This window comes from Nonlabens tegetincola, from assembly GCF_002117085.1.
Taxonomy (GTDB): Bacteria; Bacteroidota; Bacteroidia; order Flavobacteriales; family Flavobacteriaceae; genus Nonlabens; species Nonlabens tegetincola.
In genome coordinates this window covers 2569448-2584688 of the sequence record NZ_CP019342.1, presented here as the reverse complement: position 1 = coordinate 2584688, position 15241 = coordinate 2569448, and the positions used below count along the sequence as shown (strand labels likewise).

Annotated in this window: 15 protein-coding genes; 1 reads left to right on the top strand and 14 read right to left on the bottom strand. The window is 35.3% G+C overall.

All coding sequences use genetic code 11. From position 1 onward, the window contains the following. Nucleotides 1–97: 97 nt before the first annotated feature. The 6 genes from BST91_RS11950 to BST91_RS11925 form a co-directional block, all read right to left on the bottom strand. Complete coding sequence (locus tag BST91_RS11950) at nt 98–529, bottom strand: ankyrin repeat domain-containing protein (RefSeq protein ID WP_052510257.1); 432 nt, start codon at nt 527–529, stop codon at nt 98–100. Nucleotides 530–627: 98 nt separating this feature from the next. Next, nucleotides 628–831 (bottom strand): helix-turn-helix domain-containing protein, encoded by a 204-nt coding sequence (locus tag BST91_RS11945; protein ID WP_085775512.1) that lies wholly within the window; start codon nt 829–831, stop codon nt 628–630. A gap of 99 nt (nt 832–930) precedes the next feature. Next, nucleotides 931–1623, bottom strand: coding sequence for a tRNA pseudouridine(55) synthase TruB (gene truB, locus BST91_RS11940; protein WP_085775511.1), 693 nt, complete (start codon nt 1621–1623; stop codon nt 931–933). Between the two features lie 39 nt (nt 1624–1662). Continuing rightward, nucleotides 1663–1968 (bottom strand): antibiotic biosynthesis monooxygenase family protein, encoded by a 306-nt coding sequence (locus BST91_RS11935; RefSeq protein ID WP_085775510.1) that lies wholly within the window; start codon nt 1966–1968, stop codon nt 1663–1665. Nucleotides 1969–1971: 3 nt separating this feature from the next. After that, nucleotides 1972–7485: an alpha-2-macroglobulin family protein gene (locus BST91_RS11930; RefSeq protein WP_085775509.1), complete on the bottom strand. Its 5514-nt coding sequence runs from the start codon at nt 7483–7485 to the stop codon at nt 1972–1974. Between the two features lie 116 nt (nt 7486–7601). Further along, entirely contained in the window at nt 7602–8507 is a 906-nt protein-coding gene (locus BST91_RS11925; RefSeq protein WP_085775508.1) for a hypothetical protein, read from the bottom strand. A 45-nt stretch (nt 8508–8552) separates the two neighbouring features. On the opposite strand from BST91_RS11925, the gene BST91_RS11920 reads away from it, so the two are divergent. Further along, nucleotides 8553–8783 (top strand): DUF6341 family protein, encoded by a 231-nt coding sequence (locus BST91_RS11920; protein WP_060523411.1) that lies wholly within the window; start codon nt 8553–8555, stop codon nt 8781–8783. 19 nt (nt 8784–8802) lie between these two features. Here the strand turns inward: BST91_RS11920 and purD are convergent, their stop codons facing one another. The 8 genes from purD to sufD form a co-directional block, all read right to left on the bottom strand. Then, complete coding sequence (purD, locus tag BST91_RS11915; protein WP_085775507.1) at nt 8803–10071, bottom strand: phosphoribosylamine--glycine ligase; 1269 nt, start codon at nt 10069–10071, stop codon at nt 8803–8805. Between the two features lie 78 nt (nt 10072–10149). Beyond that, nucleotides 10150–10800 (bottom strand): tellurite resistance TerB family protein, encoded by a 651-nt coding sequence (locus BST91_RS11910; RefSeq protein WP_394335655.1) that lies wholly within the window; start codon nt 10798–10800, stop codon nt 10150–10152. Nucleotides 10801–10862: 62 nt separating this feature from the next. Then, nucleotides 10863–11372: a DUF2480 family protein gene (locus BST91_RS11905; protein WP_085775506.1), complete on the bottom strand. Its 510-nt coding sequence runs from the start codon at nt 11370–11372 to the stop codon at nt 10863–10865. A 1-nt stretch (nt 11373) separates the two neighbouring features. Further along, on the bottom strand, nt 11374–11694 hold the full coding sequence (locus tag BST91_RS11900; protein ID WP_042276546.1) for an iron-sulfur cluster assembly protein: 321 nt from the start codon (nt 11692–11694) through the stop codon (nt 11374–11376). A gap of 3 nt (nt 11695–11697) precedes the next feature. Further along, nucleotides 11698–12123 carry a SufE family protein gene (locus tag BST91_RS11895; protein WP_042276548.1) on the bottom strand — a complete coding sequence of 142 codons (426 nt, stop codon included), beginning with the start codon at nt 12121–12123 and terminating at the stop codon, nt 11698–11700. Beyond that, complete coding sequence (locus BST91_RS11890) at nt 12123–12521, bottom strand: META domain-containing protein (protein WP_085775505.1); 399 nt, start codon at nt 12519–12521, stop codon at nt 12123–12125. Before BST91_RS11890 ends, BST91_RS11895 begins: the two co-directional genes overlap by 1 nt. 23 nt (nt 12522–12544) lie before the next feature. Beyond that, nucleotides 12545–13759 (bottom strand): aminotransferase class V-fold PLP-dependent enzyme, encoded by a 1215-nt coding sequence (locus BST91_RS11885; RefSeq protein WP_085775504.1) that lies wholly within the window; start codon nt 13757–13759, stop codon nt 12545–12547. Nucleotides 13760–13881: 122 nt separating this feature from the next. Continuing rightward, nucleotides 13882–15195 carry a Fe-S cluster assembly protein SufD gene (sufD, locus tag BST91_RS11880; protein ID WP_085775503.1) on the bottom strand — a complete coding sequence of 438 codons (1314 nt, stop codon included), beginning with the start codon at nt 15193–15195 and terminating at the stop codon, nt 13882–13884. Nucleotides 15196–15241: the final 46 nt, after the last annotated feature.

The following is a 15241-nucleotide window of genomic DNA, read 5'->3' as shown; positions in this document are numbered from 1 at the left end:
AATTTAAACAATAATTGAGTTCAGTTTTTTAGAATCATTCAAAAAAAACCCTGACAAAACTGTCAGGGTTTTCGTTGGTTATAGTTAAGAGTATATATTACTTTCTTAGTGCAGCTATAGTTGCAATATTTTTAGTCTCTTCAGCATAATCTAGTGCAGTTTTACCGTCTATCTTTATTGATGCATCTGCACCAGCTTCTAACAATGTAGATATTAAAGAGCTATTCCCTGCTTTAGCAGCCATCATTAATGGAGTCATGTTGTTACAAGTGCCATTAACATCTGCTTTAGCCTGTTGTATTAAATAAACAGCTATATCATTACTTTTCATCATAGCACTGTATTGAAGAAGGTTGTATTCCTGACTTCCAGATACTAGACATGCATCCTTGTTAGAATCATTAACTAATGAAGAAATAGCTCTAACATCATCATTTTTGAGAGCTATAGTCATTTCCTTAGATAAATCTTGTGCAAAAACTCCCGAAGTTCCTGCAATAAATGCTATTAACAAAAGTGCTTTTTTCATTCTTTCTTTAATTTAAAAGATAAATATACTGATATCTTAAGAATATCTTTAAAATAATTAAACAAAATCGTTTTTGTACTACCTAATCAACCTTTACATTATGAATGAAATTTAATTATATCACCCGGCTTACAATCCAATACTTTGCAGATAGCCTCTAAAGTAGAAAATCTAATTGCCTTGGCTTTACCCGTTTTTAGAATAGAAAGGTTTGCCGTGGTAATTCCTATTGCTTGAGCAAGTTCATTACTTCTCATACCTCGCTCTGCGAGAATTTTATCTAATTCGATTACAATAGGCATAGGCTAAATAGTTAAGTCATTTTCTTGTTTCAATTTCACTCTTTTTTAAACTAGTCTGTGCAAAAGTTCAAACGCACACCGAGTAAAAAAGTAATAGTTTTAATCTAGCTTCTCTTCAAACTCTTTAACGGTCATAGCGTTTGCTACTCGATAATCACCTATTGCAGTTCTACGCAAGGCACTTAAATGAGCTCCATTATTTAATGCGATGCCCAAATCATGAGCTAGAGATCTTATGTAAGTTCCTTTACTACAACTCACTTTAAAATCCACTTCTGGCAAATCAATTCTAGTGATTTCAAAATCATGAATGGTCACCTCTCGACTTTTTATTTCAGTAGTTTCACCAGCTCTTGCTAGCTCATACAAACGTTTTCCATCTTTTTTAATGGCCGAAAATATCGGCGGCTTTTGAGCAATGGTGCCCACAAAACTGTTTGCCGCTTTTCTAATGTCGTCTTCAGTTAAATGATCGTAATCAAACCTTTTATCAATCTCCGTTTCTAAGTCGTAGCTAGGTGTAGTAGCTCCTAAAGTAATGGTACCGGTATATTCTTTACGTTGCGCTTGATAGGTAGTAATATTTTTAGTCTCTTTACCAGTACACAATATAAGTAATCCGCTTGCTAGTGGATCTAGAGTACCTGCATGACCTACTTTGATCTTTTTAAGCTTAAACTTTCTTTTAATCAGCCAGCGCACTTTATTCACTACTTGAAATGAAGTCCATTCTAGCGGCTTATCAATTAATATCACTTTACCTTGTGAAAAAGGATTGTCAGCTTGTGTCATAGCTTGCAAAGGAAAGAAAATAAACTAATTTTAATATACTTAAATTTTAAATTCATATTCGTGTTCTACCTTACAAATGCGAACCTTATAATAGGAATACCATAGGGTTTTACCCAATTTTTGCGCTTTCAAATGCTGCAAATTACGTTTCCACTTTTTTATGGAGCTCAAATCCTTCCAGTATGATATAGTAATTCCTAAATCATCACGGGCACTTTCAAGTTGTATAAATCCGTCATTGTTAGTAACAGCCTGTTCCATTAAACTGGCCATTGAATGATATTCAGGATCATCTTTTTTAAGAATTGAAGTGAATATTACTGCATAATAAGGAGTTGTTATCATTTATCACCGCTTTACTGTAATCCATTTTCCCTGACTGCGCACAACATAATCACCATCGTACATAGCCTCAGCTTGTGAACCTGGCAAGTAGTAGTCTCCCAAATAACTTGCATTAATAACCGTTTTTAAACTAATGGATTTTTTAGGCTGTAAGTCAAAATAGTAATGCACTCTATCATCTCTTATATCCTTATATTCTACCTGATTGTTTTCTTCGTCACCGTATTCAGTAAATCGAGTGTTTACCATTTCCCAACCAGACGGCACAATTTGTGAAAAAGCAACATCTCTAATAGTGACACCTGTTGTATTTGTTATGGTAGCTATTGCGGTAACCTCGGTTCCTTGAGAAAGATTACTAACGTCTATTGGATTTCCATTTTTGTCTGTATAAGCAACAACCATTGACAATTTACTTTGGATTACTTTATCTTTTCCTACGGGTAATTTCCCAGTTAAAGCTGTATTTAGAAACACATCTACATTCCCTGTATTGGTCACTTGAATAGTTGTTGGATTATAAGCCACTTGTAAATCTCGCATCACTATACTTTTCTTGGACTCAATAACTTCCTTATTACCCTTATCAAGCAACTCGATACTAAATCCTGTACCGCCTAAACTCTCTACATATTTATTAATAGATACCAGACTGTAACTTATTGCCTGCGTATTCATATATCGATTATCAGCTAGTTGTTTGGCAATATTCTCAAGTAATTCTCTTGCTTTTTCTTTTTTACCCATGATGACATAAGTTTCCAATGCCATGGCACGATTTCTTTCTGGCGACCCATATGATCTGTAAACCCATTGATAGGGTTTAAAATCTATATTTGAATTGCTTAGAAGTTCATTTGCTACCTTTTGCTGTCCCACCATAGCATAGGCTGCTGCTAGTCGTAACTTAGAATTGTTAGATAAATTACCGCTTTCGCGAAAGCGATTCATAGCACTTAAATCTGCAACACCAGCCAGCGCTAGTGTGTACAATCGATACGCTTGATTAAAGTCATTGTGATCATTGTAACGCCATCTACTAGCGGCTTGTTTTTGATAAGCTATCCAATTTGATTTGAAAGTAACTGGGATGGCGTATCCTGCACGTTCTGCCTCTAACATAAAATGACCTGCATAACTTGTTCCCCAATCATTTGGACTTCCTGCGCCTGGCCAGTATGACAATCCACCATCAGGGCGCTGAAAACTCGTCAACCTATTGATAGCCATCTTTACATTGTTTGAGAGTGTCGATTGCTCTTGAGAATTCAAGTTTGCAACAGTAGACAATCCTAATTGTGGAAATGCTGCACTAGTGGTTTGTTCCACACAACCATGTGGATACCTTATTAAATAATTCAATCGCTTACCAATATTCATTTCTGGCAAGGTTGAGGCTGTAATTATTCCCGAATTTGTTCCTTTACTTCCAAAAGGCTCTATAGGAAGTGTTTTACTCTCTCCTGCCTTGAGTAATACTTGCTGACTACTTGTGGTAAAAGGGTTGGGATTGACAATATCTATTTCAGTTTTATAACTTGCTTTTTCACCAGATGAACTCGCAGAAAATTCTAATTGAGCAATTCCTACTTGATCTTTTACTTTAACATCAAAATAAGCTAATTGATCTCCAACTTCTTCAAATTTTAACTGTTGTTGCGTAGGTCCTACTATTTCAAAATGATTTGATGGTTTAAAGCCGACTGTTACATTTTTAATATTGTCTTCCATCGCAAACACTGTTACTGGTAATTTGACAGTTTCTCCTGGAGTAAGCTTTCGCGGAAGCGAAGCCAGCATCATCAATGGTTTTTTTACAGGTGTTGTTTTTTGAGCGTTTCCATAAGACTCGTCTTTAACATTTGAAGCAACAACCATAGTGCGCACTGATCCCACGTAATTGGGAATATCAATAGTGTGTGTACGACTTTTACCAGCTGCTACCTCAAAAGGACCTATATGGCGCACCATAGGTTCAAATCGATTGGCCTTTTTTGCTTTGGCCGCTTGTGCTGTACCATCACCACCTATTGCAAATGCCGCATCTATTCTACCACCATAAGCTCCAATCACATCATCATAAATATCCCAGGTTTTTACACCTAGGGCTTCTCTTGCAAAGAACTTATCCCAAGGATTTGGTGTTTTAAAATTTGTTAAGTCTAGTAGCCCTTCATCCACAACAGCCAGTGTATAGGTCATAGGCTTGTTATTCTTTTCACTTACGGTTATAGAAACTTTACTTTCTGGTTGTAATGTTTCAGGCATTTTAATAACTGGTTGTAAATGCGTGTTTTTATTTTCTACCATTAACGGTATTACTCCATACATTCTTAATGGTAAATCGTTTGCTGTTGATGCATGAGGCTGTAAGTATGTTATATGTACATAAACATTAGGAACATACCTGCTATCTATTGTTAATGTGGTGGTCGTTTTATCCTTGTTGGTTTGGACCCATTTTGCGTCTAAAATCTCTGTTCCATTTTCAATGGTAATTAAAGCTCTTCCACCGGAACTGCTAGGAAATGTTATTTGAGCTTGTTCATTTACATTATAGGATTCTTTATCTGCATTAAAGACCAGCATACTTGCGGTTTCTGGATCAGCTTTTCGTGATTTCCCTGCCCAACCTGGCCAATCCACGTAAACTATTTTACCTGTACTGTGACCACTTTCTGGATCATAAACTTTAACAAAATACCTACCCCATTCTGGGTACTTGATTTGCATTTTAAAACTACCTTTTCCAGAGCCGTTGGTGGATATTTTTTGAGAATTTACTAATTGCCTGGATTCCATTGACTCATATCTCGATAATGAGTTTGAAGTGCTTTGCCACCACCATCTCCACGATACTTTGTATACATTCACTTCAAGGTTTTGTCTAGCAGCTGCCTCTCCTTTCTCATTAACTGTGACCACGTCAAAGGTGTGGTCTTTATCGGTTACTAACATCCCACGTCTTTTATCTCCTGGTGGTACTTTTAACCCAACATAATGTGTATATGGTGAGTAGGACGATGAAGTGACATTGGTGCTGAAATCACCACCGTTTTCATAAACCTTAGTGAGAAAGTTAGCTTTTAGCATTCCAGGTGCTTGACTATTCAGCTCAGGATTAATGGAAAAACTTGCCTTTCCATCATTATTTAATTTGCCATCAAAAACCTCGTTTTCTATCATTTCAAAATATCGAGATGGATCATCAAAATTATAGTTGTCATATTTAGAAAATTTTGTCGATGTACTATAGTATTTTACAGTAGTATTTGCTTTTAGGTTTTTAGCCTTGGCACCATGTAACCACATAGCAGATAAATCAATATCAACCTTTTTACCGCTGGTGATTAGATCATCTTCAAAATCTAACTGCACTTTAAGCCTATTGGGCTTTATTGTTTCAATCTTTAAAGTTTTATAAAAGCTTATTCCTCCTACTTGAACTTGTACATTCCAATTTCCAGTAGGTGCTGTTTCGTCTGTTTGTAAATCAAATTGATACACTTTATTTAAGCCATTTTTTTGAACCTCTTGATGTATCATTTTACCATTAGGATCTCTTAACTCTAATTTGATAGGGTGATTAGCAGGCAGTTTATTATCACTATCATTTAAAACAAATGATAAATAAATATGATCTCCCGGTCTCCATACTCCACGTTCTGTGTAGATATACCCTTTAATTCCCTTTTGCAATTGTTCTCCAGACGTGTCGAACTTACTTACCGGTAATACTTGCCCGTTATCTAATCTTACGTAAGCATACTGATCCTTGTATTTAACTTTTACAAAATAAGCGACTTGATCAAGTTTAATTTGCGAGAGTCCACTGGCACTCGTCCTAGTAGTTGCAATTTCTTGTTGCTGGTAGTTATAAAAGGTCACTAATGATCCAGCAAGAGGACTAGTTGAAAGTAAATTAGTCACAGCTACTAAAAAGCTATTATCCTGTCCTTTTTTAACGGTGACTCCTATATCACTAGCTAATATGTTTGTGCTTACTGTTTTATTCCTATAAAAACTATGTGTACAAGGATCTTCCCTATCTCGCCAGTTATAGGAATAATCGTATTCATCGTAATAATAGTTTTGGTAACTATCCCAATTTGTCGTTTCAAAGGAATCGTTATAATCTATTTCTTCAATTTCAGGTTGGTTTTCGGCAGTATAGTTGCAAGAGTAGGCGCTGTAAGCTAGTTTGAAATCCAGTTCTACTCGATATATTGCGCCAGGTTCTGGTGCAATAAGTTCATTTAAATCAACTGAAAATACATTCCATGTACTGATATTTTTAACGGAAGATTTCAAATCAAGTACCTTACGTGCAATAGGCCTACCAACCCTTCTCATATTTCCAGTAGATGCTATATTGTTAGATTGAAGAAATTGCAAAACATTATTTTCATAAATACGATAAACCATTACATCAACAGCGTTTAAGTTTACCGCTTTGAAACGAACACTAGTATTTTGTGAACTAGGTAAAATTGCACCAGACTTAATCAATCTGACTTCTGGCTCTACTTGCTCAAAAGCGATATAGCTAGAAAATGGTTTTTTCAATTTGTATCCATCAGTACTTTCAACACCATTGAAAACCTCGACCATTTTGGATCCTGAGATAGCATTTAGTGTGTAGACTTTAACAGTATTAGATTCAATTTCTAGTTTAAGATCTTTTTGTCCTTCTATAGAAATTAAACCATCTAAATTTTGTGTTTTTTTCAAAGGATCAGAAAAATGCACAGCAACATAAGAGGATTCTGAATTGACAAGTTGAATATCAGTGACTAAAAAATTATCCTTTCCTGGTAAGGTAATGGATACTTCATCTTTATCGTTTACTCCAATTGCAGCACCATTCCAAAAAACTTTAAGCTCCTGATCGTCGACGGTGCGTTTAATATTGTCAATTATAAAGCTAAAAGAACTGGCTTTTTCAATATCAGATTGAAAGCTAATATCTTGTTCTTTACTGTTAATCCTGGCTGTAACGATTTTTCTTGCATCTTCCAGTGTGAGAATATCGCTTGCTCGTATAAAGCCTATAACACGTTGCGTGTTTTTGTCAACGCTTATAACAGGCTCAATGTTTACTATAAAATCTTGCTTAATCGTCTTGAAAGAAAAATTAAACTCTTTTAAATCGTCTTCTACCTGTAATAATTTACCAACCTGAAGTTTGACCTGATAATTAGTATTGTTTTCTAAAGGTTCGTCAGGAACAAATGAAATTGTTTGATTATCAATAAAAATAGATTTACCCTTCACCTCTGGAGATATTTTAAACACATCTTCTGGTACTGTTTGTCCAGAATTCCAATTAGTTTGTGGATTTGTAAATCTTACAGTTATATTTTCATGAGCACTTACAACATTATCGGTTACTTGATCTATTATAGTTCGGAATTTAAAAAACTCGGCAGCTTGTTCTTCTTGAAGTTCTTTAGGGTTTTTCTCAGAACATGAAAAAAGTAATAATAAACAAGACGACAATAAAAGAAGTTTTTTCATAATGGTATGGTTAGTAATCGGATAATTTCTTAAAGTTAATACAGTTATCACTGATTTATAGTAGAACGGCAATTATTTTACAATTATTTTATTTTGCCATGCCTGTAAAAAGTATTTTACAAAATGAATATCGTTCTCACTACTAAAATCGCAATAGGGATTAATACCAGAATAATTTTTAAAACTCTATTTGATGAAGAAGTAAAAATGTAGTTTAGAAAAAGAACAGTTGGTAAAAACAATAATAGTTGACTGGCTGTTTGATTTTTATCTAACCATAAAAAAATTATTGCAGAAACTAGACTGTAAAAGAATAATACTGAATACTTTGCTCTTGTCTTATGAATGACACTTATTATTGATCCCACATATAAAATTATACCTGCTACAATAAATGATAGCAATAGGATAGAAACCCAGTGAAGTTGTAGAACATATGATCCCGCAAACTCATAGGAAGAACTCAAAATTAATCTAGGTAATAAGTCAATATTAAAATACAATTGAATTACCCAGCTAATTATTAACACGGTTGTAATCCCTAAAAATGGAATAACCCAGAATCTATAATTATTGCGAGCCCACAAAAAGACTCCAACAAAGACTGGAAGGAAAAAAAGGCAAAATTTTGGTTCAATTAAGGAAGCTATAGTTATCCAGAAACTAGCATCAAAAATTTTGGCCAATATGGAATGCCTAGTACGCAAACTAAGCAATCGCCTTAAAGACATAAATATTAGAAGATTAGCTAACCACAACCAATCTGAAAAAACATTTGGAAACAACAAACACAATAACACAGACATGCTCATAAAAGCATAACTAGAGTTTTGAGTAAGTTCATTTTTTATTAGAATGAACTGAGTCAATAGCAATAAAAAGACTAATCCCAAAACAGTTGTAACCGTCTGGAACGAGAGTTGCTCAAACCAAAATACAGATGTAAATCCAGCAACAATTACGAGCCCACTATAAAGTGCGTAATGAATAGGTTGAGTAGTTTCAAAAAATCTATGAAGCATCAGCTTTTTATATTACTTTTGCAGGATAACAAGCAATTTACTGCAATGAAAGAATTATTAGAAGGAATCGAATACTTATTTGTAGATCTTTTATTTGCTCCTTTAGATTTTTTAAGAGAGCTAGAAAATGAAAATTGGTGGGCTGCAAACTCTATTACTTGGATCGCCATCATTATACTTATCGTAGCATTAGGTTACTGGATGAAGCAATTGCGCATCTTTGACCAAAATGGTGAAGAAGATAAAACACAAACGTCTCACTCGTTTTTGAAGTAAGACGTTTGAATCATAAGTTTTATAGGTCAAATCCTATATCACTTCTATAATACATCTTATCAAATTGTAGCTGTTTTACATTTTGATAAGATTTTTTTAGTGCCTGTTTGAAATCTTCACCATAACTGGTTACAGCAATAACTCTACCTCCATTAGTGACAACAGCACCATCTTTAACAGTTGTACCTGCGTGAAACACAATGCTGTCTTCAATTTCATTAATCCCGGTAATCACTTTCCCTTTTTCATAGGCTTCTGGATATCCACCAGACACACACATAACTGTAGTAGCACTACGACTGTCTATTTCTAGTTGTTCCTTGTTTAATTCCGCTTTCGCGAAAGCGGACAAATGTCTCAATAAATCAGACTTAATTCTAGGTAGAACAACCTCTGTTTCAGGATCACCCATGCGCACGTTGTATTCGATTACATAGGGCTCTTGATTTACTATCATAAGGCCAATAAATACAAAACCTTTATACGTAATTGATTCCTTTTTGAATCCAGAAATGGTAGGCTGTATAATACGTTGCTCAACCTTTTCCATCAAGACATGATCTGCAAATGGTACTGGAGACACGGCGCCCATTCCACCCGTGTTTAAACCTGTATCGCCTTCACCTATTCGTTTATAGTCCTTAGCATTAGGTAATATTTTATAATGCTCTCCATCGGTCATTACAAATACACTCATTTCAATACCGTCAAGGAATTCTTCAATCACGACTTTATTGGACGCTTCTCCAAATTTTCCTCCTACGAGCATTTCTTCCAGGCTATCTTGAGCTTCTTTAAGATCCTTGATTATAAGTACACCTTTTCCTCCTGCTAGACCATCGGCTTTAAGCACATAAGGAGCTTTTAGAGTTTCCAAAAATCTCTTTCCATCCTCTACGGTTTGGGCCGTAAAACTAGAATAGGCAGCCGTTGGAACACCATTGCGTTGCATGAATTCCTTGGCAAACTCTTTAGAACCTTCCAAAACGGCACCTTTCTTTGAAGGACCTATAACATTAATATGTGATGTTTCTTCTTGTTGGAAATAATCATAAATCCCGGCAACTAGTGGCGCCTCTGGACCTACAACAATCATATTAATATCGTTTTTTAACGAGAACTCTTTGATAGCATCAAAATCAGTGACACCTAGATCAACATTTGTTGCTATTGCTGCCGTACCTGCGTTACCAGGTGCAACATATAATTGGGTTAGTAATTCGCTTTTTTCAATAGCGTGGGCAAATGCGTGCTCACGACCACCGCTACCTAAAATAAGTACGTTCATGGGAAAAGTGATTTGCCTGCAAAAGTAATTTATCTCAAAGGAAAATTCATCAGGATAAGCATCTTAAAGGAAAGAGATTTAATTCATGCCGCGTTCTTTCCTGATACTCTCATAAGCCTCTTGTACCTTACGGAACTTTTCTTCGGCGCCTTTACGGTACGCTTCGTCCATGTGAACAAGTTTATCTGGGTGATACTTTTTGGCCATTGATCTGTAGGCCTTTTTCACCTCATTATCTGTTGCCGATTTTTCTATCTCAAGGATTTTATAAGCATTGTCACGATCCTTTACAAACATGGCTTTAATAGATATAAAATCCCTACTGCTTAATCTACAGTAACTAGCTATGTTTTGCAGTACTCGCAATTCTGGGTCACTAACGTGACCATCGGCTTGTGCTATACCAAATAGAAAATGAAGAATTTGCAATCGTGTCTCGTAGGTGGTACGAGTATTAAGCATTTGACAAATACGTTGTGCATTTACTTGTCGCTTTTTTACCACATCGTTAAATACCCTAAAAACAGCATTGGCTCTATCCTTGCCATAAGAACTTACAAAGTAATTTCTCACATAATCCAGTTCTCGTTGACTTACATTACCATCTGCCTTAATGACTATACTAGTAAGCGAAAGTAAATTGAGTTCAAAATCTTGTGGACTTACTGTATTATTAGAATGGCTGCGATATCTAGGTTGGGTAGAGCTTTGTTGGGTATAACCACCCATAAAGCTCACATATAACCATCTTAAGATTAAGAAAACAGCAATATAACCTATAAAAGACATTGTTATTTTTTAGGCTTTTTAAAAATAGGAACGGCGCTACATGCCTCACCGTACATTATAGATCGGGCGATAGGTTGTAATTTTTCAGTAAGCATTAAGTAGGCGTTTACCGGTACTGGTTTGTTTGAACATCCTTTAATAATTACTGGTAGGTCTTGATATTCTGATAAATCAAGGTTATTAAGAATTTCTGTATACAACACGCTTTCAAGGTGTTGAAGATCTCCATAAACCACCTTTTTTGCAATTCCAGTAAGATGACTTTGTAACAACATCCATATCCACTGTGGCACGATTGCATCGGTACTGCAATGAATGGCTACATAGTGGTCTTTATAAATAGAGAAATCAGTGTTTTTTACGCTTTCGCGAAAGCGAGATTCTACCACTACCAGACCTTCAAGTAACCATTGTGATATATCAATAACACTGCGTGTTCCTGGCAAATAAAAATCTTCGAGGTCAATGGTGCGCAGCTTGCTTTGCGCTACTCGATTCACGATTTCCTCCATACTACAACATGCCTAATTCTAGTTTTGCCTCTTCACTCATGAGATCCTTACTCCATGGTGGATCAAAGGTGATTTCTACCTCGGCATCGTTAACCTCTTTGAGAGTTTTTACTTTCTCTTCTACCTCAACTGGTAGAGTTTCTGCCACCGGACAATTAGGTGATGTTAAGGTCATGAGGATTTTCACATCGGCATCAGTGCTTACCATCACATCATATATAAGTCCTAGCTCGTATATATCTACTGGGATTTCTGGATCGTAGATAGTTTTAAGAACTCTTACTACTTTTTCTCCTATTTCCTGACCGTTTATTTCTTCCATGGTTTAATTTAATTGTGATTGGTATGCTACAGCATACATTTTAAGCTGTTTAATCATTGATACAAGACCGTTTGCTCTGGTAGGAGATAAATGCTCCTTGAGACCTATTTGATCAATAAAATCTGTATTTGCGGCAATAATATCTTGTGGTTTTTGACCTGACCAAGCTCTTATAAGTATAGCTATAATTCCTTTGGTAATAATAGCATCGCTATCTGCCGTAAAATGTACTTTTTCGTTATCTAATTGCGCGTCAACCCAAACTTTGGATTGACAACCTTTAATGAGTTTGTCCTCGGTTTTTTGAGTTTCGTCAATTAATGGCAAGTTCTTACCTAGATCAATCATGTACTCGTACCTCTGCATCCAGTCATCAAACATTGCAAACTCATCAACGATTTCCTCTTGTATATCTTGTATAGTAGCCATTATTTAATCTTGATTGCTTTTATAGTAAGTGTACCCGATTCGTCAAATAATTCTAGACCATCTTCAGTAGGTTTTACTTGCACTGATTTTGCCAAGTGTGCGGTATAATCTCTTTCGATTTTGTCTAATTCCCTACAATACATTTTTGTGCCCATAAGTGGTCCAATCTCAATAGACGTTCCCTGGTATTTAAATTCACCCGAATACTGGTTACAAGCAGATTTTCCAGAGATTCTATTCACTGTTCCATCGGTTTCTATATTTAAAGTGATATCATACTCACCATAATTATTATCACCTACAGTAGTTACTTTATAATTACCATTCATGTCTTCTATCGTTTTACAACTTAAGGTTGTAAAAATGATCATTACAAAAATTGCTGCTTTTTTCATCATAACTTCACTTATTTAAGCTTACACTAAGCTAACATATTAACAGCTCGCTGCAAAGCTTGTACCATTATGTCTATTTCTTCTTTAGTATTATAAAAAGCAAAGCTTGCTCTTATAGTTCCTGGAATTTGAAATCTATCCATAACTGGCTGTGCACAGTGATGACCCGTACGTACTGCAACACCTAATTTATCTACAATGGTTCCTATATCGTATGGATGCAGCTTATCTACAACAAAACTAATTACCGCCGCTTTGTCAGTTACTTCTCCTAAAATTGTAACACCTGGAATTGTTTTGAGCTGTGCTGTACCGTACTCTAATAACTCATTCTCGTATGTTGCAATATTGTCCATACCTATTTCATTTAGGTAATCGATAGCCGCTCCTAATGCAATACCACCGGCAATATTTGGAGTTCCTGCTTCAAATTTATGAGGTAAACCTGCGTAGGTAGTGTGCTCAAAAGTTACTTGATCAATCATCTCGCCACCACCTTGATAAGGTGGTAATTGGTTTAACAAGTTTTCTTTACCGTATAAAACTCCTATACCAGTAGGACCGCACATTTTATGACCGGCCATTGTGTAAAAATCTGCATCAAGAGCCTGCACGTCGACAGTCATGTGTCCACAAGATTGAGCACCATCAACTAAAACTAAAGCATTAAACTCATGCGCTTGTTTAATTATTTCCTTAACAGGATTAGTAACACCTAGTGCATTTGAAATATGGTTTACAACTACAAATGCAGTCTTATTACTAAGTAGATTAGAATAGGTTTTCATGTCTAATGTACCGTCGTCTAAAACTGGAATCACTTTAAGTACAGCTCCTACTTTTTCACAAAGCATTTGCCAAGGAACTATGTTTGAATGGTGTTCAACTGCACTTACAATCACCTCATCACCTTTTGAGACAAAAACATGTGCTCCACTAGCAACTGCATTTATCGAATGTGTATTACCAGATGTGAAGATTACTTGTTTAGCTTGTGGTATATTAAAAAATGCTCTTGTCTTTTCACGGGCTTGCTCAAATAAATCTGTCGCCTCCTGACTTAAAGCATGAACACCACGATGAATATTTGCATTGTAATGACTGTAATATTTTACAATGGCATCAATTACTGCTTGGGGTTTTTGTGAGGTTGCAGCATTGTCAAAATATATTAAAGGCTTTCCATTGACTTCTCTTTGAAGTATTGGAAACTGTTGTCTTATTTTTTGTACATCAAACATAATACAAAGGTACGTTCTGTAAGTGAACACTACGATAAGAATAGTGTTTTCCTTAAGTTTAATTTTTTAAAACAAAAACCAGTCTCAAGGACTGGTTTTTAAAGTATTACTTCTAATAATCTTTATAAATCCAATCCTATTTCTACTCCTAATTTAAGAGCTATAATCTTGGTTATTCTAGACTTTACTTCTGGTATTTTAACACTTTCTAATACACTGTTTGCAAAGGCAAACATGAGTAAAGCTCTAGCTTCCTTTTTACCAATACCACGAGACTGCATGTAAAACATAGCATCCTCATCTAATTGGCCAATAGTACAACCATGTGAACATCTAACATCGTCAGCAAAAATTTCTAATTGTGGTTTTGCATTTATGGTTGCTTTATCACTAATTAAAATATTATTGTTTTGCTGGAAGGCGTTAATTTTTTGGGCAATTTTATCTACATAAACTTTACCATTAAATACACCTACAGATCTATCATCAAAGATTTGCTTGTATTCCTGATAGCTTTCACAATTAGGTTGTGTGTGATGAACAAGTGTACTATGATCTACATGTTGTTTACCTTCTAATATAGTCACACCATTAAGTAAAGAATTACAGTGCTCTCCTTTTTGATAGAAATATAAATTGTTACGTGTTATAGAACCGCCAAATGAAAAAGTATGCAATCTTACCTCACTATTTGACTGTTGTTCAACGCTTGTGTGATCTATTAAAGAAGCTTCAACATTGTCGTTCTGTATTTTGTAATAATCCACCATAGCGCGTTGATCTGCATAAATCTCTGTAACCACATTTGTCAACACAGAGTTTGAGCTCAGGCTTTGATGGCGTTCTATAATTTGAACTTGAGAATTCTCACCTACGACAACTAGGTTTCTAGGTTGCATCATTGCAGCATTTTCATTTCCTGTTGAGAAATAAACAATCTCAATAGGTTTGCGTACTGCTACATTTTTACCAATATGTATGTAAGCACCTTCACGAGCAAATGCTGTATTGAGAGAAGTTAAGCTATCATTACCAGCAATTTTATTGTAGTGGTTCTCAATTATAGGAGCATATTTATCCTTGCTTAACGCACTTGACATCAAACAAATATCATACTTGTCGTGTGTTGTTTGTGATAATTGGGAATTGTAAACACCATCTACAAATATCACCTTGTAAGTATCAATCTCGTGCATCAAATACTTTTTGATGTCACGATATTCAATATGAGAATCTGTTTTTGGGAATAAAGAATAGTCTTTATTAAAAAGAGATTTTAAACTCGTGTATTTATAAGCTTCATCCTTGCGTTGTGGTATTCCTACTGTTTCAAATTGCTTTAAAGCATCGCTGCGCAATCCATGTACATAAGAATCTGTATCTACCTGAGATTCTAACGCTATAAAGGAGGAAATAATATTGTCTTTAAAACTCATAATTCTTTTTATTATGTTTTTACAGTACTATCGTAAATTGTTGATC